This window comes from Bacteroidales bacterium, from assembly GCA_035299085.1.
Classification (GTDB): Bacteria; Bacteroidota; Bacteroidia; order Bacteroidales; family UBA10428; genus UBA5072.
Map to the genome: position 1 here is coordinate 1 of DATGXG010000048.1, position 20,580 is coordinate 20,580.

A 20,580-nucleotide genomic window follows, 5' to 3' on the forward strand; every position below is an offset into this window, starting at 1 on the left:
ACTATTGGAATAAAGATATTACCCCCACGGATACGGAAATCGAAAACAAAGTCAGTATCTATCCGAATCCGTTTAGCACTTATCTGAATATTAGCGGAATCAAGGGATATGCGGAAATAGAATTAATTGATCTCTCCGGAATTGTCAGGTTTCACAAGAATATTAATAATTACGGGCAAATTCCGGTTGACAAGTTAAGTCCAGGCATATACCTTTTAAAAATAAAAAGTAGTGATGGAACCGTTACAAAGAAATTAGTTAAATGCGCAGGCTGAAACTATAAACAATATCACCAATAACTTGTCTTTAAGATCATAAAATGCATTTACCTCATAAGGACAGATTATGGCAACACATATTCAGAAAGAAAAAGCTGATCTATTTCTAAAGTACCACCATGACAATGAAATTCTCGTCCTGCTGAACTCATGGGATATTGGCAGTTCAAAATTAATTGAAGCTTGCGGCTATAAAGCAGTTGCGACCACAAGCATGGGAATTGCCGCGTCATTAGGGTACCCCGACAGCCAGGTAATCAAATTGCCCGAGATGATCAGTGTAATTACCGGCATTGTCAATTCGGTGAAAGTTCCGGTTACTGTTGATATTGAAGCAGGCTATGGTAATACCCCGTATGAAATCATTGAATCGGTGACTAAAATAATTTCAACAGGTATTGCCGGAATTAACATAGAAGACAGCAATAACTTAAGTCCGGTATTAACGGATGAAAAGGAGTTCTGTGAAAGGATTTCATCCATACGTCAATTATCCGATTCGCTTGGATTTCATTTGGTGATCAATGCTCGGACTGATTCCTTTTATACTTCCACGGGTTCACACCGGGAGAAATTATCTGAATCGATAAAACGAGGCAACAAATACAGGGAAGCCGGTGCCGACTGCATTTTTGTGCAACCAGTGTGGGATAAAGAAACGATTTCCACGTTGGTTAAGGAAATTAATGCACCCATTAATATCCTTGCCAATCCTTCAATAGGTGAAGGATTTCCTCCTTCGGTAAGAGAATTGCAGGACCTGGGTGTCGCCCGTTTAAGCCTCGGCTCAAGCATGATGAAAGCCACGCTGGCATTAATTAAAAAAGCAGCTGATGAAATCATGCATAAGGGAACCTATGAGGTGTTGTCCGACGCATTCACCCCTCGTGAAAAGGCTGCATTGGCTTATAAAATGGCGATCGGGAATTCATAAACTTATCAGCCTGTTATATGTTATTAATCAAATCAGTTAATTGTAATGTTATGGCAAAGAAATATTCAGATAAAGCGCAGGACAAGATTGGTGAGGTAATGGAAGAATTCAAGGAGGGTAAACTCAAATCAGGCCGGTCAGGGAAGAAAGTCACAAACAGAAAACAGGCTGTTGCCATTGGTATCAGTGAAGCACGGAAAGAAGGGGATAAAGTACCCAAAAAGAAAACAAAATAATTAAGCTGGTGATTCAGGCAGTTGCTGTCTCTTTATCAGCAATGTGTGCGCCTTCAAGGGTAAAATAAAATGACGTGCCCTTTCCCTCACCCTCAGAATCAAGGCATATAGCCCCTTTATGGACTTCTGTAATTCTTTTTATCAGGGCCAGACCTATGCCGGTACCTTCACTTTTTGCGTCCAGCTTTTCAAATAATCCAAAAAGCTTGTGATGGTATTTCGGATCGATTCCAATGCCATTATCTTTAACGAACAACACTACCATATTTTTACTCTTTTCCAGGTATGAGCCAATTTCTATAACAGGTTTGGGCTGTTTTCCCATAAACTTGGCAGAATTGTCGATCAGGTTCTGGAATAATTGTACTAATCGCTGCTCATAACCATAAAGTGTGACGGGCGGACCGGTGAGTTTGATTTCTACCTGGCCCTGGCGGAGTCGGCCTGCCACCAAATCAACAGCAGATTGTACAATTGCCTGCATTGAAATTTCGGTTTTCGGGTCTTCCTTTCTTCCGATTCTTGAAAGTTCGAGTAATTCATCCAGCAATAGGCCCATTTTATCTGCAGCATTCTGAATATAAGCAATATCCTTTTCCTGTGAATCTTTATCTGAAATCTCGATATCCTCTTTCAGAAAAGAAGAAAAAGACTTAATTGTGATTAAGGGACTTTTCAAATCATGGGAAACCGTATAAATGAACCGTGTAAGTTCTTCATTTTTCTTTTTAATTTCCTCTTCGTTTTCCTTTAAAATATCCTCATCCTGTTTGCGTTTCGAAATATCAATGATTGATGCAATAACAAATGTCCCTTCGGATGTAGTCATCGGATTTAACCCAATTTCAACAGGGAATTTTGAACCATCCTTATGTAAACCATACAAATCGCGGCCGGCGCCCATTGACCTTGTAACGGGTTCCTTAAAAAAATCCTCACGGTAGTGTTCGTGATTATTCCGGTGTTCCCCGGGAATAAGCATTTCAACTTTTTTTCCCAATAATTCCTCGCGTTTATAGCCGAACATGGATTCGGTTTTTTTATTCACGAGGGTGATATTACCCCTGGCATCCACCACTATAAATCCATTGGGTGACGCCTCAACAACCTGCAGGTAGGTTTCAATTGTAGAATGCATAAAGCAGAATTCAATCAGAATCTTAACAGGAACGAAAATATATTGTTCAGGATGCGAACTAATATCTTTCCTAGCCCCCAATTCCGTTAAAGCTTCCCTGCCCAGGTTTATGATTGACAGTCTTATTCAGATCGTAGGTGAAACTCATCATAAAATATCTATGCGGCGAATTGGTAACCGATCTTTCAATGAAATTCCGGCTTGTTGCCTGACTTACACCAATAGTCCTGTTCAGGATATTGCTTACTGAAAACCTGACTTCACCCCTCATGCTTTTAAAAATAAAACAAGAGAGATAGGCATTCAAAATCGGAATTTCCTGCCTGTAATCATAGGTCAGATTTTTGAACTGCAGGTAATCTGATTTCACATTAACCAGGAACCTATTCAGAAATCTGCAGCTAACATCAGCTGAATAGACCCTATTCATGTATTGCTGTTCCGGTATGCCGACACCGAATGTTGATGATTGGCGGTCCATTTCAACCTTCAGGTTCACATTCAGGTTGTCATCAATATTCAGATTATATTGGATATTTCCCTCAAAAGAACCGGAATGAACCCTGATTAAAGTATTATTAATGATTGTGAGACCGTTATTCGTTCTTATTCCGGTTCGAAGATTGAACCGGCTACGGATTAATTTAAGCGGAAAGCCGACATCAACCTGGGTGAATCCTGATTTTTCATATTTCACATTTACGGGGGTTGTAACAGTAACCAGGTTCTCGTTGATTGTCTGTGAGCTTGAAAAGGCATTCATCCTGTAATCGGCCTGAGCCAGGAAAAAGAAGCTGAAAAACCGTGAAGGTGAGAAGAAATTATACTGTGTCCTTAGGGTATGATTATAGGACGGTTTAAGACCGGGATTACCGGTGAATATATTCAGGGGATCACTGTTATCCACTACAGGCTGCATCTGAATTAAAGAGGGTTGTTCAGCCTGAGTCGAATATTCTATTTCAAGGTGGCGGGTAGAGGTGAAATCATATTTGAAGCCGACTACCGGTAAAAAATTGAGGTAATTTTTATTGATCCTTGTATCATTTGACTCAACGATTCCAGACATATCCGTTTGTTTCAGAACTCCGCCCAGCTGAAAGTTATAATCCTTTTTTACAAACCGGAAACTCAGGCCTAATGTATTATAAAGGTAAGTACTGCTGAATTGATTGGTAAGTGCTGTGTCAACCTGTTTTATTCCTTTATTCAAATCAAATACTTCCTGGTTAACATCGCCATTTTCAGCAGCCAGACCATAGGAAACTTCATAGTATTTACCCTGTCCGATCCTGTCGGTATATGTGATTTTACCGTTGCAGTTCGTGTTGTTATTTGTCCTTTCATTTAACTGGTTTTGCTTAATGGTTTGAATGGTATCACCATAAAAACGGTTTACTGCATTCAATGAACCGCTCATATTCTGAGCAACCACATCGGCTTTTAAATCGATTGAAAAGGTTCTTCCCTGCTTTCTGAATTTGTGCCTTAACAGGAATTCAGAATTGGATCTCATTTCATTACCCGAAGAATTCAGGCTCCTGTGGCTGTCATTAACCGGGGAATCACCAGCAGTATTGGCTGATACGGCTGTTTCATCAAGCTTAGTGGCTGTAATATTAAAAGCCGTTAACAATTTGAAACTGTTAAATGAATCGAGCTTTTGATCAATTGTTAAATTGAGCCGTTGATTTGTATTTTCATTGAACTGAATATCATCCTGATCAAAGTTAAACTCGTTTCCCGGCAAAAAATTCCACCGTTCCGTTTTGGTTTGAAGATCCTGATTAATTGAATTTGCAAAATAACTGGCATTGACATTGGTCTTCCGTCCGAAATCGTGATTGATATTTGCACCGCCTGCATAATTTGTAATGATTCCTTTTGAATTTCCTATATCGAGCGGAACACCGTTGAGATTGTTATTCTCATCAAGCCTGACAAGGAATTTAATTCCACCGGCCATCTGTTGCATGGCACCGCTGAAATTGAGGTAATCTTCCATCGAAAAACCCTGTTCATTAAAGTTTCCCGCCATTCCAAGAAATGACAGCTGGTTTCCTGAATTGAACCGGTTTACACTAAATTTACCCCTGAATCGATCATTGGTTCCGGCCCCGGCAGAAACGTTACCGAATAGCGCCTTCTTCCTGTCCGCTTTAAGTTTAAGATTGATTGTCTTTTGTTTTTCGCCGTCATCGATGCCTGTAAAAGTTGCCTGTTCCGATTTTTTGTCGTATACCTGCACCTTTTCCACGGCATTGGCCGGAAGGTTCCTTGTAGCCAGAGTGGGATCATTCCCGAAAAACGTTTTTCCTTCAATTTCAATTTTTTTTACTTCCTGCCCCTGAGCCATAATTTTACCATCCGATTTAACCTGTATCCCCGGCATTTTTTTCAGAAGGTCCTCGACGTTGGCGTTGGGATTTGTCTTAAAAGAAGACGCATTGAATTCAATGGTATCCTTTTTTACAACAACCGGAACTCTCTCTGATATCACAGTAACTTCCCCGAGAGATTTGTTTTGTGCAGAAAGCTGAATGTTGCCCAAATCAAGGATGTTTCCGGGTGAAGTCGTTGCAATGGTTTTAAAATAAGTCCTGTATCCCACGAATGAAATTCTCAGCAAATAGTTACCCGGCTTTACATTTCTGATTGAAAAATTACCTTCAGTATTGCTGGTGGTAAAATCAACCAATGTTGAATCACCCGGGTAAAGAAGAATAACCGTTGCAAACGGCAAGGGTTGGGAAAGACTATCGTGAAGCTGGCCCTGAATTGTGAAAGATTGAGCGGATAGAATAGAACCGGAAAACAGAATGATGAATAAGGCTAAGTATTTCATAAGTAGTGTTTTAGTCTGTTAGTCTGTTAGTCTGTTAGTCTGTTAGTCGAACCGGATGTCATGCTGAGCGGAGTCGAAGCATATTTATTACCGGATGTCATGCTGAGCCGAGTCGAAGCACTGAGCGTTCACAGCCAAGTCGAAGGGAGTATCGAATAATATTTTGGATCATAATACCCTTCGACTCCGCTCAGGGGTGACTGCGGATCACCCGCCGATCATGACATTGCCTCCGTTTTTCTTCATTCTTTCCATTTCATCGAGGACAAGCTTTTCATATTCCCTGCGTGTCATAAGCCTGCCTCCTTTCGGTGCTTTCAGTTCGTTCTTTTTTAATTCACGAAACTCAATATTTTGAGCTGATACCGTACCGCGGCCATTGTCGATATCCACTTCGAGTATGGCGCCCGGAAGGGTATTGGCATTGTCTGGTCCCAGGAAAGGCCTCAGGTCGGTTGTATACCATGCAATCAATGAAGGATGAACCGAATCACCTTTCCAACTTGCCATTTTACAGTCGTAACCAAGGATTTTTTTTGTATCCGTTCCTAGTTTCCAGGAACCGATTTTGAGTGAATCAGTAACCAGGTACTTCTTTCCCAGGAATTCAGTTTGCTCAATTGTATTCCTTTGCTGAACATTGGAATACATAATAATTTCAGGTGCCTTAGCCCTGAACATTTTAACCCCGTTAGTGAATTCATCATCCTCATCATCCGGCAAAGGGATGTACAAAGACTCATTCTCATTAAAAATGAGTTGCTGACGGCCATTAATATATTGAGGCTCCTGATCGTCTTCGTTTTTCATCATGAGCTTCATTTTCAATTCATAGGTTATCACACCCTGCTGTTGTGAAAAACCAGGTTGAGGATTAGTTAATCCGGCAAAAACCAAAACGGGTAAGATGTAGCTTTTCATTGCTTTTTTTTCTGCAATGATAGGGACTACGGGCTCAAAACCAGGTTTATGAAGCTGTATATAACGTTAATTAAGGTTAACGGATAACGATCAATTTAATGATCATTCTAATTTTGTATTGAAATGAAAACATCAAAGAACCTGTTGGCTATTGTTTTGATGTCTGCCAGCACAGCATTGCTGCTGATACTGGAGATATTGTGGCTCAAAAATGCATCAAGGACTGAAAACGCGAATTTTACAAGAACTTCCTATTTTTTATTCCAGAACACAGTGATGGCATTACAGGACAGTCTCAGGGTGCAAACATTTAATCCAGTCCCCCCTGGCAGACCGCCGATAAATAAAACCAATCCCTCGGGCAGCATCCATGATTCCAACAAGGTTACGAATAACAGGATTGTTCAAAAGCTCAATGATGAAAACAGAGCACATGAACTGAAACCGGAAAAAATAACAAGGTTGCTGAGGTTTGTTTATTCCCGATTTTCGCCTGAAAAATTTCCCGAGACATTCCAGGTAAAGATTACGGGTGATTCTGTAAGCATGAACCGTCTGAAAAACCAATACAGCAGGGAATTACATAATGCAGGCATACAATTGACTTTCAATATCTCCGTTTTCAGGGAAAACAACCGGAATTCAGGATGGGTATATTCCATCCATTTTTATAACATGGGCAAATATGCATTTAAAAAAGTGATGCCCCAGGTGGTATTTTGTGCAATCCTGACCTTACTGATTACTCTGTCATTTATTTCATTGTACCGGAATATAAGATCAAATCAACGTCTTATGGAGTTAAAGAACGATTTCATAAGCAATATTACCCACGAACTGAAAACGCCGGTTGCTACGGTATCAGTCGCCATTGAAGCGTTGCAGAATTTCAGTGTATTGAATGACCCGGCAAAGGCGATGCAGTATCTTGATATTGCCTCAAAGGAATTGAACCGGCTCGATATGATGACAGGCAGGATTCTTAGTAATTCGGTCGTCGAAAATAAAGGAGTGGAATTCAAAAATGAACCGGTAGACATGAAAAGGCTGGCGGATCATGTAATTGATTCGATGCAGCTTGTTTTTGAAAAGAAGAAGGCACAGGTTAAACTGGTGGCTGAAGGTGATTCGTTCATTGTTGCCGGCAGCTCCCTGCACATTATGGATGTCATGTATAATCTCATTGACAATGCCCTGAAATATGGTCAGGCGGGAGTCAGAATTGATGTGGATCTTTTTTCTGATGGCAGGGATATTGTCTTTTCTGTTAAAGACGATGGTCCGGGCATTTCTCCTGAATTTCAAAAAAAAATATTTGAAAAGTTCGGCAGGATCCCCGGCGGTGATGTTTATAAAAAAGGTTACGGGCTGGGACTTTATTATGTAAAACAGGTGGTTGAAAGACATAAGGGGACGATTCACCTGGATAGCAAGCCGGGAAAAGGAAGTACATTTTCTGTCCGTTTACCCAAAACGAATGAGTAAGGTTAGAATATTATATGTCGAAGATGAACCGAGCCTTTCAAGGATAGTCAGTGAAACTCTTGAAGGAAGCGGATTTGAAGTGAATCACACTGAAGACGGAATCAACTCCATCGATATTTGCATCCGATTCAATCCTGATATTTGTATCCTGGATGTCATGCTTCCCGGTATGGATGGCTACAGCCTGGCGAAGAAACTGCGTATGCTGATGCCTGATGTTCCCATCATATTCCTTACAGCTAAAATTCAGACTTCGGATGTAACAAAAGGTTTCGAGTCAGGCGGGAATGATTATATCAAAAAGCCATTCAGCATGGAAGAACTTATTGCCAGGATCAACAATTTGCTTGAACTCACCAATAACAGGCGGAAAACAGCAAAACGGGAAATCCTTATAGGCAGCTATCGTTTCCTTCCGAACCGGTTTGAATTATGGAAAGACGGCGATTTACGGAAATTGTCAGCCCGTGAATCCGCTCTACTTGAAATGCTTTATCAAAGCAGGAATTCCACATTGTACCGGAAAGACATACTGCTCAAGCTCTGGGGAGATGATTCCATCTTCAACTCCAGGAACCTGGATGTATATATAACCCACCTGCGGAAATACCTGGCAAAGGATAATTCGATACAGATAATAACCGTGAAGGGAATCGGGTACCTGTTTGTTTGTGAATAGGGAGAGGGGGCATCAATTCTTTCTATCATACTGGCAACAACCCGGCAAATAATTGTAAGCCTTTTCGTCTGCCTTGTACTTTTCAGTGTCATAACCTACAGCGGCAATTTTTTTCTGAATGTCATCGCTGGTGACTTTGGACGGATCATAAACCACTGTTAATACTTTTGTATCCGTATTCCAGGTTGCTTCGGAAACGCCTTCAATTTTAGCAGCTTTTTCGATCTTTGTCTTACATGATCCGCAATTACCGGAAACTTTTATAGTTTCGGTCTTATTGCCCGGGGCGGTTGGATTAGCCTGAACCATAGAACTGAATAATGCTATGGTCAATATAGCTGTGAAAAGCACTTTAATTCTATTCATGTGAGAAATTTTTAAGGTAAATATAGGTATTTCTGAAATTGGTACAAGAAACTTCACCTGGCTTATCCTGGTCTTAGGGACTATAGGGACCATAGGGACTATAGGGACCAAGAGGCCTGGGCTTAATTGAACGCTGTTTTAACTTCTGACAATGAAACACCAAAAATTGAAACTGCAATAAGATTCAGCTTTTCTTCAGGGCCGGTGAAATGAAATACCCGCTGGATGTGCTTAATGCTGTCGCCGGCATTCAGCAAGGCCGCCGGTGATGAGCTTTCTATTTCAAAGAAAGGCCCCATCACCGATCCATCCTCAACCGGTCCGTCATTGTATGAATTAATCACATCGCCTTTTAATGGATTGTCCTGTTCGCCCCATTTTGAATTCACATATTCCACAGGCTTATCCGGTTTTGAATACCAAAGCACGGTAAGTACGTGTTGTTCGGGGTCATAAGATCCGCAGTAAGGTAAGGCACGCATGGGAGGAATTCCTATTTTTCCGCGCTGTTTACCGTCGACTTTAAAAAAGAGCTTGTCTTCTCCGATTTTTAGCCTGTCAGCCGGCACTTTCCCGAAATAATCATCGTGAACTTTAACTCCCAGGTCCTTTTCGGACCCCGGTTTAAAAGGTATAAAAACAACTCCTTTTTCAGAAGGATTAAACATGGACAATATCCATACGGAAAGGAAGCCGTATTCTTTTTTCCAGTCGTTGCTGCCTTTATTGATGAGAACATTACCCGATTGATAGGCAACTGCTTTCACTGAACTATCTGTTGTAATGCCAAGTGATTTTTCAATTTCATCCCGGCTGAATATTTTAACCGTCCGTTCAATACCAATGGTCATCGGGGTACCGGAATAATTATCCAGGACAAAATCCTTTTTAAAAGAAACAGCGTTTTTCTCCTGTTTTGCTATTTCGAAAGGTTCAGTATCCAAAGCCGGCGGCACCTTCCAGTTTTCAAACACCTGCGAAGTACCCTTTTTAAAATATATTGAAAACGGTCCTCCTTCAGGTCCAAGCCATAGCCTTTCTTCTCCACCGTAAGGATTGAACTGGTCGCTTACTTTTGCTGAATCAAAAAGCCTGTAGTTGATCCATCCGAAGCTCAACCCATTCTCGCCGTCAGCCGAACTTGTCATTACCCTGCCCTGCAGACCGGGTGCCACCATGACGCAGGCGCCTGATGAGGAATCTTTGAGAATTACAGTTTCAATTGAGTGCTTTGCAAGGAAATCAGCATCGTAGCCGAATGATCCTTTAATGAATGTTTTTGTCATTGTCGCAGATTTAAGATCATTTCTGCCTGAAGTATTGCAGCCGATTATGAAAGGAACAGTTAATATATACAATAACCAGGTATACCGGTTATGTGCATGTGTTCTCATTTTATGTTGTTTTATATTCCGGAATTAAATATAAAGCGGACCAAAATTTGAACAGGCCCTGTAATCAGCTCCTTCAGGGTCGCTCCCGAAAGCTGCCCACGTGGCAGGACGGAATATCCTTTCATCCGGAACGTTGTGCATGCAAACCGGGATACGAAGCATTGATGCCAGCGTAATCAGGTCTGATCCTATGTGGCCGTATGATATGGCGCCATGATTGGCACCCCAGTTGGCCATAACCGAATAAACGTCCTTGAATGCACCGGTACCCGTAGTTGCAGGTACAAACCATGTGGTAGGCCAGGTCGGATCAGTACGTTTTTCCAATATGCTGTGAACATCTCCAGGGAGCTCGGTTGTCCATCCCTCTGCAATCTGAAGTACAGGTCCCAGCCCTTTTATAAGATTTATGCGCGACATGGTGACCGGCATTTCACCGGCAGTGCGGAAATGTGAAGAATAGCCGCCTCCCCTGAAATAGCCTTTGTTTCCCGGACACCAGTCGGTATTTTCAAGGCATTTCTTCATCTCATCTTCTGAGATATCCCAGTATGGTTTCATAACCGGTTTGCCGTTTTTATCATGCTGTTGTGCTGTAGCATCAAGGGTTGTAGAGCCCGAATTAATGAGGTGAATGAACCCGTTGGATGCCAGTCCGGTAAGCGTTTTTCCGGTAACCCTTTTAACGGCATCGGCACTCCAGAATGTTCTGACATCAGAGAATATCTGTGCCGTATTGGTGAGCAAATGACCGAACAGCATGGATACACCATTCAGGCTATCGTTTTCCGTTGCAAAAATATAAGCCTGCCGGATTCCGTTCCAGTCGAATGAAGAATTGAGAATGGCTTCCGTAAAATCGCCGTTGGGATAAAAATCAGTCCATTGCCTCTGCCCCTGGAAACCGCCGGCAATGGCGTTTCTTCCTTTGGATTCTTCATTGAAGCCCAACCCGGACAATTCCGGATTACCCACCATCAGGTCGCGGCAGATGAGGGTCATTTTAACAACGGTTTCCCACTCCCAGTCTTTTCTTTTCCTGTCGGATGGATTCTGGTTAGGGTCGGGACCTTCCTTACAATTGGCTTTAGTCCATTTAAGCGCTTTTTCATATTCCTTTTTGTCGAAAATCTCAAGATCGAGGCGCCTGCGGATTTCCGACATATCGACAAATTCTGTCCGCATTCCGAGGTAATCAAAGAAAAAGTCAGGGTTAACCAGTGAACCGGCTATGCCCATGGAAACAGAGCCCAGCGCCAGGTATGTTTTGTTTCTCATTTGGGCAACGGCCAGCCCTGCCCTTACGAATTGCAATATTTTTGATTTTACATCCTCCGGTACGTTTGTATCGTTGGCGTCCTGGACATCCCTTCCGTAAATGCTGAATACAGGCAGGCCTTTCTGGTTATAACCGGCAACTGCCGAAGCAAGATACACGGCTCCGGGCCTTTCGGTACCATTGAGACCCCATATGGCCTTCGGTGTAAGCGGATTTGAATCCATCACTTCCATCCCGTAACACCAGCAGGGTGTAACAGTGAGCGAAACACCCACCCCTTCTTTTTCAAACTGATCGGCACATCGTGCAGCATCCGCGATTCCACCGATGGTGGTTTCAGAAATAACACATTCCACTTTATCACCCGATGGGAATCGCAAATTCTCTTCAATGATGCGGGCGGCATTTTTAGCCATGTTCATGGTCTGGTTCTCCAGTGATTCACGAATTCCGGTCTCACGTCCGTCAATTACGGGACGAATTCCAACTTTAGGCAGCCTTCCAATCAATCTGTTCTTCATGTAGTCAGTTTTAATTAGGTTATCTCCGTTATTATCCGAATTACGGGAATTTAAATTAGAATGAATTTCTCAATATCAATTAAAATTATTCCTTTATTTTTAAAATTGAAATGAAATATATCTAGAATCCTTTCTTCGGAAGTATTTCGCTTTCGTCAACCGAATGTCCGGGTCTGTCTATAGTTTTTCCTGAATTAAATGAGTACCCAAGCTTAAACCAGAATAACGGCCTGCCGTGTAATTCAATTTCCCCGCTGTAACGGCTTGACAACTCCCCGCTTCTATAATCTGAACCCTGGTAAGTGAAATTCCGGCAGAAAGGAAGCGCCCAAGAAACACCCAGTTTAAGCCTTTTCTGAATTGTTTTCTCCGCTGACAATATATACAGCGGATCGCTGAAAGCATAAGACCCTATTGAATTCCGCGGGGTTGAGCATTGCAGTACCATGGACATACTGATATCATGCCTGAAAGCAAATATGGATGAAAAACCAGGCTCAGCAACGATCTGATCCTTATCCGGAATTGAATAATGTGATGCTGTGCTATTGGCTCTGGAATGATTACTGTATATTTTAAGGTAAGGGATAAAGCTTAATGATTTTCCGATTTTAAAAGTCCTGCTGACCAGTATGCCGAATTGGTTTATTTTTCCGGTATTATCCGTCAGTGATCCGATCATTACCGTATCTTTTAATAAACTTAGATTTCCCAACACATCGGAAACATGATCATAAAAAAGGCGGAGAGAAAAATAATTGCTTTTCATTCTTCCGGCATACTCAAAAAAAATTGTCGTCCTGCATTCCGGCTTCAATGAAGCATTGCCTTTATGAAAATTATAAAGATCGTCCCTTATTTCCACAGGATTAAGCTGATATAGATTAGGCCTGCGTATGGTTCGATTAATGCCGGTTTTAAAATTCCGGTCGTTTGATATTTTATAACCGGCCAACAGAAAGGGGAGCAAAACAACATGGTGTTTGCTGAAACTATTTTTCAGAACATATTCTGAGTATTCAAGACGTAGTCCGGAACTTACATTCACCTTCTGCCGGTTATAGACAGCACCCATGTATGCAGCATACACATTGTCATGATAGCTGAATAACCTGTTGGTATTCTCTTTCATATTACGGAGTGAAATCCTGGTTCCGGCATTCATGCCAAGATGTTCACTGAGCCTTGCATTCGCATCGGTTTTCAGACTCAGGGAATTCATAGAGGGTTTGCTGATATTCAGAATTGCAGGAATATCCGAATCGTTATTTAACGTTGTAAACCGGCTTCTGTAAATACCGGAGTAATTATACGAAGTGATATCAACTGAAAAATCATTACCGTTTTCATTAAAATTATGTTTAAAAAACAGGGAATAATACGTGCTCGTGTTTTGGTCTTTGCTGTATCGCAATGCCTTCCATTCTCCGGAACCATTTTGCATGTTACCGGCCCGGCCGGAATATTTCTGGGAGTATGGATTATAAAAAGCATAAAAGTTTACCTGCGATTTTTTGTTTAGCTGAAGGTCGAATCCATAATGAAACCGGTATGAATTCGTATTCTGCCTTATAAACTGGTCGGAATTGTTTTCATAAACAAGATTGTTATAACGGTAATGCTGACGAAGACTTTCATGCTGGTCAAACGAGATGTTTTCAGCATTGCAGGAAGTATAAACTGTGAATTTCTTCAACGCAACTTTTACTGTATAATCAGGATGAAGATAGTATAAGGAAGAATTGACCGGCAGTTCAAGATTAAACTGACCGTTTAATCCGATATGGTTTCTTTTGAGAATAATATTGACGACACCTGTTTTGTCTCCGGAGTATTTCGAAGAAGGCATATTCTGAATTTCGATCCGGTCAATCTGGTAGGGCATGATTTGGGTCAGGTAACTATTATCCCTTTCAATTCCATCAACCAGTATCACCACATCCCGGCTTCCTTCCAGGATTATATTCCGGTTTAAATCGACCTGGACGCCGGGCACAAGTTTCAGCACGTCAATACCGTTCGAAGAAACGGTTGCCATTTTATTCGTAATATAATACAAGGTCTTTTCCTTTTCCGCTTTACCTTTTAGTTTGTCGGCAGTAATAACGGTAGCGCCCAATTCTATGCTTTTTTCGCGGAGATTTATGACGCCTGTATTTAACCTGTCCTGAAACGACATATCCGCAGTTTGAGAATACTGGTCATATCCGGCCATAGATATTACGATCCGGTATTTTGCAGATGGAATTCGTTCAATATTGAAGCATCCTGTTGAATCACTGATTGCGCCTTTGATTAAAACCGAATCAGGCAACCTGAACAAGCCAATGCTCGCATATTGAACCGGTTCACCTGATCTGGCGTCCGCAATTTTTCCCGATATAAAACTCTGTGAAAAAATCCCTAAAGAAAGATTAAGGAGTACAATAGAAATAAAACAGATTTTCATGGCTGATTTTTTTTGTGACAATTAATGCCACAAAATGAAGGATTACCGCTATGAATGCCAAAAAGCCGGGATATATGGCAACGATTTGTTACAGGCGAAAAGAGTTGTCCCGATTTTTGTTACGGGTGGCAAGTATTCTGTTATGAATGGTCATTCATGCCTTTATGAGCCTGCCTGAAGGTCATTCATAAGCTGATCAAACAGGCCGATCCTTTGCCTTGATACAGGAATCTCAGTCTCTGTTCCGTAGAGTTTAAGCTTATATCCCAGGGTATTTCCTTTTTTCAACCTGATTTTCTTCATATTCACAAGGAACGCCCTGTGAACCCTAAGGAAATAACCGACTGACACTAATTGCTGCTCAATGTCATTCATTGAATTTCGGATAACTTCTTTCCGGCATTGGCCGTCTGATACAAGATGAAAGACAACATAATTCCCTTCCGATTCGATGAATAGTAACTGGTTGGGATAGAAGCTCAATTCTTCTTTTTTAAGGCGTGAATTTATATGGATCAGGTTACCGGAAGCATCCGGTTTATCGGTTGTGCTTTCTGGTTTAAAGTTCCGGGTAACCTCTTTATAAAGTAAGTATCGGTAGTTAATCAGGCTAAAGAAACCAAATGGAATTATACCGATCAAAAATGCGGCCTTACAGGAATCAAAAAAAGTAGCAAAATTCCAGCGATCTGCCGGTTCTTCAAGGAGAAACCCCATTAAATAAATAGTAATCCCTGTCCCCAGCAAGACCAATATCACTGACAGGAATTCCTTTGAAACATTCCATTCATACTTATCGGAAAAATAAGGTAAAGCCTTGATCAGCCTGATCAACAGAAACGCACACAATGCTGAAGCCAGAAAATAGAAAGCCATCGTGACAGGATAGCTGAATGAACGGGAGCCGTGGGTTTCAAGTGGTTTATAAATTACAAGAAACACAAGGCAAATAAACAGGAATAACAGTGAACCAAGAAGCGGGTTTTTCAGAATAAAATTCTGGGGATACCGTGTGGCAAGCTTGTTAATGATCTTTGACTTCATTAGTTGAATCAGGCAGATTTTTGCCTGAAATTTCGCAATTTATTTTAAATAACTTTGTAGTTGCTAATACTAAAACCAATCAAATGAAAAACCTGGTAGTAAAAAATGTCAATTCTATTGAAGCACAAAAGATAAACAGGCCCGGTACTGAATTTTTTGTTAAGTCAATCATTTCCCAGGAAGATATTGCCAAACTTCGGGCGAATTTTGTTGAAGTTGAACCCGGACATTTTGCATATAGCTATCATTACCATGAAGCAAACGAGGAAATTTTTTACATAATAAGCGGAAAGGGCACCGTGAGGACAGCTGAGGGAAAGATTGAGGTTAAGGCCGGTGATGTTATAGGTTTCCCCACGGGTGAAAAAGGAGCACATGTTATGATGAATGAATCAAAGGATGAAAAGCTTGTATATATTGATATTGGCACCACTATCAAACCTGAAATCGTTCATATGCCGGATACAAAGAAGTTGATGGTGATCGGCAGTGAGGTTAATACGTTTGATGTTTGAGGTTGGATACTGGATGCTGGATGCTGGATGCTGGATGCCGGATGCTGGATACTGGATACTGGATACATAGCCGTCATTGCGAGTGATCACCCCTATTTTTTAGGATCACCCAATGATATGACAACCATGGCTTTCACAAATAGCTACGAAGTAGCGAGATCTGAATAACCGCGGGTGAAACCCGTGGATTATGATACCAGCAGACAAGAACCCTGAAAGGGTTCAATTTCAATTATGCATAATTCAACTCTTTCAGAGTTGTTTTCGTTATCGTAGCACCGTACCACGGGTTTCACCCGCGGTTATTCAAATTGAACCCTTTCAGGGTTATTCATTAACATACAACGAATTAAGAAAAGCCGTCATTGCGAGGAGCGGAGAATACTCTTGATTATAATCACATTGTTATGCGACGAAGCAATCTGCCCGCACTGGCAGAACCTTGCAAAGAGCACGTAATCGTACATCGTAAATCGTACATCGTAAATCGTACATCGTAAATCGTAAATCGTAAATCGTACATCGTAAATCGTAAATATTCTATACACTGATTACAAATGACGATTTGCTATTAAATAGAAAATCATTCGGATACTTTTAGTAATATTGTTTTCTAACTCTATTACAGATCATCATGACAAAAAAGTACTCCCTTCAGAAAGACAAAATCAAAATTCTTTTACTCGAAGGCGTTCATAAAAGTGCGTTTGAATACATGAAGGCAAACGGGTATACCAATGTACAGATGCTGCCGGATGCTCTTGAAGGTGATGAACTCCATCATCAGATAAAGACGGCCAACATAATTGGTATACGTTCACGCACTCAGTTGACAAAAGAAGTGCTGAGTCATGCAGAAAAACTGATTGCCATCGGATGTTTCAGCATTGGCACAAACCAGGTTGACGGGTTTGCAGCCAAGATGATGGGAATACCTGTATTTAATGCGCCTTTCTCCAATACACGATCCGTTGCTGAACTGGTTATTTCAGAGAGCATTTTGATGATGCGCGACATACCGGCCAAGAATGCAGCAGCCCACAGGGGCAAATGGCTTAAATCGGCCAGTCATTCCTATGAAGTCCGTGGTAAAAACATTGGTATTGTAGGTTATGGACATATCGGCTCACAGGTTTCCATACTGGCCGAATCACTCGGAATGAACGTCTATTATTACGATATAGAAAAGAAACTCAGCCTGGGAAAAGCTGTCGCCTGCAGTTCGCTCGAAAAACTTCTTGAAATATCACATATTGTCACCCTTCATGTACCGGAAACACCGTTAACCCGGAACATGATCGGGGCTAAGGAATTATCCGTCATGAGGAAGGGGTCTTATCTTGTAAATGCCTCCAGGGGTACCGTGGTGGATATCCCGTCACTCACTGAAGCGCTTAAATCAGGGCACTTATTGGGCGCAGCGCTTGACGTTTTTCCCCAGGAACCGGCTTCTAACAGTGATTCATTTGTGACTGAATTGCAAAATTTCGACAATGTAATTCTTTCACCTCATGTAGGAGGAAGCACCATGGAGGCTCAGGAAAATATCGGGACAGAAGTAGCTGAAAAGCTTGTCAACTACAGCGATACAGGCTCGACTATAGGTGCGACGAATTTTGTACAGATTTCCCTGCAGCCTAATCGTAACGTACAACGATTCCTTCATATTCATAAGAACGTTCCAGGCATGCTGAAGGAAGTAAACTACCTGTTTACTTCAAAGGGCATAAATATAGCTGCACAGTATCTCCAGACCGATCCTGAAATAGGATATGTCATAATCGATACGGATAGTAACCTGGATATCGGTTTCTTAAATGATCTGAAGTCCATTGAAGGCACTATACGGGCAAGGATGCTGTACTGAAATTTTAAACCGTTTCCCGTGTATAGTTGTTACCCCTTTGATAAAACGATTGTACAACTAACGGATAAACACCATGAAAAATTCAGTAAAACCCGTTCCACAGGGCTGGCATACGCTAACGCCCTACATCAATGTGAAAAATGCTGAAAAAGCAATTGAATTCTATAAAAAAGCTTTTGGTGCGCGTGAAACAGGCAGGATATCCATGCCAGATGGTTCAGTAGGCCATGCTGAGCTGGAGATAGGCAACAGCAAATTTATGCTTGCCGAAGAAAACGAAATGTGGGGAAACCGCAGTCCTCAATCATATGGCGGATCTCCTGTTTCTCTTTGCCTGTATGTTGAGAACGTAGATGCTGTATTTGAAAGGGCTCTTAAAGAAGGCGCAAAAGTTAAAGGAGACATGACTGTGAAAGATCAGTTTTACGGAGACCGGGCAGGTACTTTGACTGATCCGTTCGGTCACCAGTGGTCCATCATGACCCATGTTGAGGATGTTTCGTACGAAGAAATGCAGAAACGTTCGGACGCAATGTTTGCAACAGCAAAATAAATTTTTGGTTTACGATTGGACGATTTACGATTTACGATTTGTTGGACAATAGTAAATCTTAAATCACTAAATCTCTAAATCTCTAAATCGTAAATCGCTAAATCGTAAATCGTAAATACATTTCAATGTGGACCCATACCAAGGAAACCCAGGAGAAAATAACCCCGCAATTAGCACTTAAGTATTTAAAAGAAGGGAATTGCAGGTTCCTTAATAACCTGCAAACAGACAGGGATTTACTTAAACAGGTAAATCTCACAGCCGAAGGGCAGTTTCCATTTGCCGCAGTATTGAGCTGTATAGATTCCCGCACTTCAGCAGAACTCATTTTCGACCAGGGCCTTGGTGATATTTTCAGCATCCGCGTCGCCGGGAATGTCATCAATGAAGATATCCTCGGAAGTATGGAATTTGCCTGCAGCATTGCCAATTCAAAGATCATCGTAGTGCTGGGCCATACGAAATGCGGAGCCATCACCGGTGCCTGTAACAATCTAAAAACCGGTCACCTTACCGGTTTACTCCACAAGATCAAACCGGCCATTGACCGGGAGATAACGGTTCTGAAAGACAGAAACGGAAAGAATCCCGACTTTGTGAATAAGGTGAGTGTTAATCATGTTATGCTTACAATGGACAACATTCGGGCCCAAAGCAGTATCCTTAGAAATCTTGAACATCAGGGGAAAATAATGATTACCGGTGCACTTTACGACATTGATACGGGTGCCGTGAAATTCTTTGACTGACAGGAACATTTCCTGCAACCATCAGAAAGGAAATCTGTCTCTTAATCAAAACCTGAGTCAGATGAAAACTTTCTTATTGTTTATAGCAGCTTTTTTTGGTGGTTCTTTCATCAGTCCGCTGGCAGGACAGGAAAATCAACACTCACCGGTGCAGGTAAGCTTTGTTTATCCTTTAGGAACACATGGATACAAGAGTACTGCATACGTATTCGACTTCTCATTTAATATACTTACCGGTTATACTGGAGGGGTAGACGGTTTTGAACTGGGTGGACTTATCAACATGAACAAGGGAAACGTTTCGGGTTTCCAGGCCGGGGGCATTGCCAATATCACAAGCGGCGATGTATCGGGCTTCCAGGCCGCAGGGATCTACAGTATGGCCAAAAACCTCGAAGGAATACAGATTAATGGAATTTTTGGCAAAACCGATGAGTCAGGCGGAGTACAGATATCTGGTATAACCAATGTTTCAAAAGAAACCCATGTGGCCATTGCAGGGATATCAAATATAAATGCTTCGCGGGTAAATGGTTTACAGATTGCGGGAATCCTGAATACAACCAAAAGCATTGATGGTGTTCAGATAGGGCTCATCAATATTGCCGATTCATGTAAGAAAGGAGTTTCCATAGGACTTGTAAATATCATCCGGAACCGGTACTTTGATGAGTGGTCGTTTGATGTGGCTGACTATATGAACCTCGGGATCTCGTATCATTTAGGTACCAAAGAATTGTATACTATCTTCTCAGGAGGCTTCAACCTGGTTGAAGAAAAGCTTTGGGTGGCAGGATTGGGCCTTGGGCATGTGAACCAGGTTAGTCCTTCATTTTCAATCAGGCCTGAAGTAGTCTGTTACACGTATTTTCCGATGACTTATGTAAAGCCGCTGAGGGATACCTGGATTTACCATCTCCGGGTAGCTTTTGTAAGAGATTTAGGCAGCAGGCTTGCCATTTCAGCTGCGCCCGGTTTTTATATTTCAAAAAAATCAAACCGGGGAACTGAAGACGAATATGGCTACAGTCAAAGTCCGATCCCTGATTTTTTTGATGTAAGACCCGCAGGCAGTTCAAATAAGACGGCTTTCGGTTTCGGGATGGAATTATCGGTTATATTGAAATAGAATCCAGTCGTAGTGAACGGAAATGCTAGGCGAAGTTTTCAACTTCGTCTGAACGGTCGCCTGGCACAGAGTTGGTCAGACGAAGTCGGAGACTTCGCCTGGCAGAGACGAAGTCACAGACCATAGCCGTCAACTTAAGCTAAAATCCGCGTTAGCGGTTGAATTTGAACATATGAACTTATCAGTCAACGGTAAACA

General features: G+C 41.7%; 18 protein-coding genes. 10 read left to right on the forward strand and 8 right to left on the reverse strand.

All coding sequences use genetic code 11. The features are described from left to right. From VK179_15785 to VK179_15795, 3 genes are all read left to right on the forward strand, one after another. Positions 1-275 (forward strand): T9SS type A sorting domain-containing protein (locus tag VK179_15785; GenBank protein ID HLO60211.1); only part of this gene is annotated, 275 nt, incomplete at its 5' end. Between the two features lie 70 nt (positions 276-345). Beyond that, positions 346-1,212, forward strand: coding sequence for an isocitrate lyase/phosphoenolpyruvate mutase family protein (locus tag VK179_15790; protein HLO60212.1), 867 nt, complete (start codon positions 346-348; stop codon positions 1,210-1,212). A 50-nt stretch (positions 1,213-1,262) separates the two neighbouring features. Continuing rightward, positions 1,263-1,448 (forward strand): DUF6496 domain-containing protein, encoded by a 186-nt coding sequence (locus tag VK179_15795; GenBank protein HLO60213.1) that lies wholly within the window; start codon positions 1,263-1,265, stop codon positions 1,446-1,448. 13 nt (positions 1,449-1,461) lie between these two features. Here VK179_15795 and VK179_15800 read toward each other — a convergent pair whose 3' ends face one another. The 3 genes from VK179_15800 to VK179_15810 all read right to left on the reverse strand — a co-directional run bounded on the left by VK179_15800 (position 1,462) and on the right by VK179_15810 (position 6,352). After that, on the reverse strand, positions 1,462-2,586 hold the full coding sequence (locus VK179_15800; protein HLO60214.1) for a PAS domain-containing sensor histidine kinase: 1,125 nt from the start codon (positions 2,584-2,586) through the stop codon (positions 1,462-1,464). Positions 2,587-2,656: 70 nt separating this feature from the next. After that, positions 2,657-5,431, reverse strand: coding sequence for an outer membrane beta-barrel protein (locus VK179_15805; protein HLO60215.1), 2,775 nt, complete (start codon positions 5,429-5,431; stop codon positions 2,657-2,659). A gap of 207 nt (positions 5,432-5,638) precedes the next feature. After that, positions 5,639-6,352 carry a GLPGLI family protein gene (locus VK179_15810; protein HLO60216.1) on the reverse strand — a complete coding sequence of 238 codons (714 nt, stop codon included), beginning with the start codon at positions 6,350-6,352 and terminating at the stop codon, positions 5,639-5,641. 123 nt (positions 6,353-6,475) lie between these two features. On the opposite strand from VK179_15810, the gene VK179_15815 reads away from it, so the two are divergent. Both VK179_15815 and VK179_15820 read left to right on the forward strand, forming a co-directional pair. After that, complete coding sequence (locus VK179_15815) at positions 6,476-7,837, forward strand: HAMP domain-containing sensor histidine kinase (GenBank protein ID HLO60217.1); 1,362 nt, start codon at positions 6,476-6,478, stop codon at positions 7,835-7,837. After that, complete coding sequence (locus VK179_15820; protein HLO60218.1) at positions 7,830-8,516, forward strand: response regulator transcription factor; 687 nt, start codon at positions 7,830-7,832, stop codon at positions 8,514-8,516. Before VK179_15815 ends, VK179_15820 begins: the two co-directional genes overlap by 8 nt. Before the next feature lie 12 nt (positions 8,517-8,528). On the opposite strand, the gene VK179_15825 is transcribed toward VK179_15820, so the two are convergent. The 5 genes from VK179_15825 to VK179_15845 form a co-directional block, all read right to left on the reverse strand. Next, positions 8,529-8,882: a cation transporter gene (locus VK179_15825; protein HLO60219.1), complete on the reverse strand. Its 354-nt coding sequence runs from the start codon at positions 8,880-8,882 to the stop codon at positions 8,529-8,531. Between the two features lie 122 nt (positions 8,883-9,004). Continuing rightward, entirely contained in the window at positions 9,005-10,276 is a 1,272-nt protein-coding gene (locus tag VK179_15830) for a DUF6786 family protein (GenBank protein HLO60220.1), read from the reverse strand. Positions 10,277-10,300: 24 nt separating this feature from the next. Next, complete coding sequence (locus VK179_15835; GenBank protein ID HLO60221.1) at positions 10,301-12,076, reverse strand: L-fucose isomerase; 1,776 nt, start codon at positions 12,074-12,076, stop codon at positions 10,301-10,303. A gap of 121 nt (positions 12,077-12,197) precedes the next feature. Continuing rightward, positions 12,198-14,525, reverse strand: coding sequence for a TonB-dependent receptor (locus VK179_15840; GenBank protein HLO60222.1), 2,328 nt, complete (start codon positions 14,523-14,525; stop codon positions 12,198-12,200). A gap of 162 nt (positions 14,526-14,687) precedes the next feature. Beyond that, on the reverse strand, positions 14,688-15,569 hold the full coding sequence (locus VK179_15845; GenBank protein ID HLO60223.1) for a LytTR family DNA-binding domain-containing protein: 882 nt from the start codon (positions 15,567-15,569) through the stop codon (positions 14,688-14,690). An 83-nt stretch (positions 15,570-15,652) separates the two neighbouring features. Between VK179_15845 and VK179_15850 the strand changes: the two genes are divergently transcribed. The 5 genes from VK179_15850 to VK179_15870 all read left to right on the forward strand — a co-directional run bounded on the left by VK179_15850 (position 15,653) and on the right by VK179_15870 (position 20,382). Continuing rightward, positions 15,653-16,084, forward strand: coding sequence for a cupin domain-containing protein (locus tag VK179_15850; GenBank protein ID HLO60224.1), 432 nt, complete (start codon positions 15,653-15,655; stop codon positions 16,082-16,084). Between the two features lie 634 nt (positions 16,085-16,718). Further along, positions 16,719-17,951 carry a phosphoglycerate dehydrogenase gene (gene serA, locus VK179_15855; protein HLO60225.1) on the forward strand — a complete coding sequence of 411 codons (1,233 nt, stop codon included), beginning with the start codon at positions 16,719-16,721 and terminating at the stop codon, positions 17,949-17,951. Between the two features lie 73 nt (positions 17,952-18,024). Beyond that, entirely contained in the window at positions 18,025-18,504 is a 480-nt protein-coding gene (locus tag VK179_15860) for a VOC family protein (GenBank protein HLO60226.1), read from the forward strand. A gap of 125 nt (positions 18,505-18,629) precedes the next feature. Next, complete coding sequence (locus tag VK179_15865) at positions 18,630-19,253, forward strand: carbonic anhydrase family protein (protein HLO60227.1); 624 nt, start codon at positions 18,630-18,632, stop codon at positions 19,251-19,253. 61 nt (positions 19,254-19,314) lie between these two features. Further along, complete coding sequence (locus VK179_15870; GenBank protein ID HLO60228.1) at positions 19,315-20,382, forward strand: hypothetical protein; 1,068 nt, start codon at positions 19,315-19,317, stop codon at positions 20,380-20,382. The last annotated feature ends 198 nt before the right edge of the window (positions 20,383-20,580 follow it).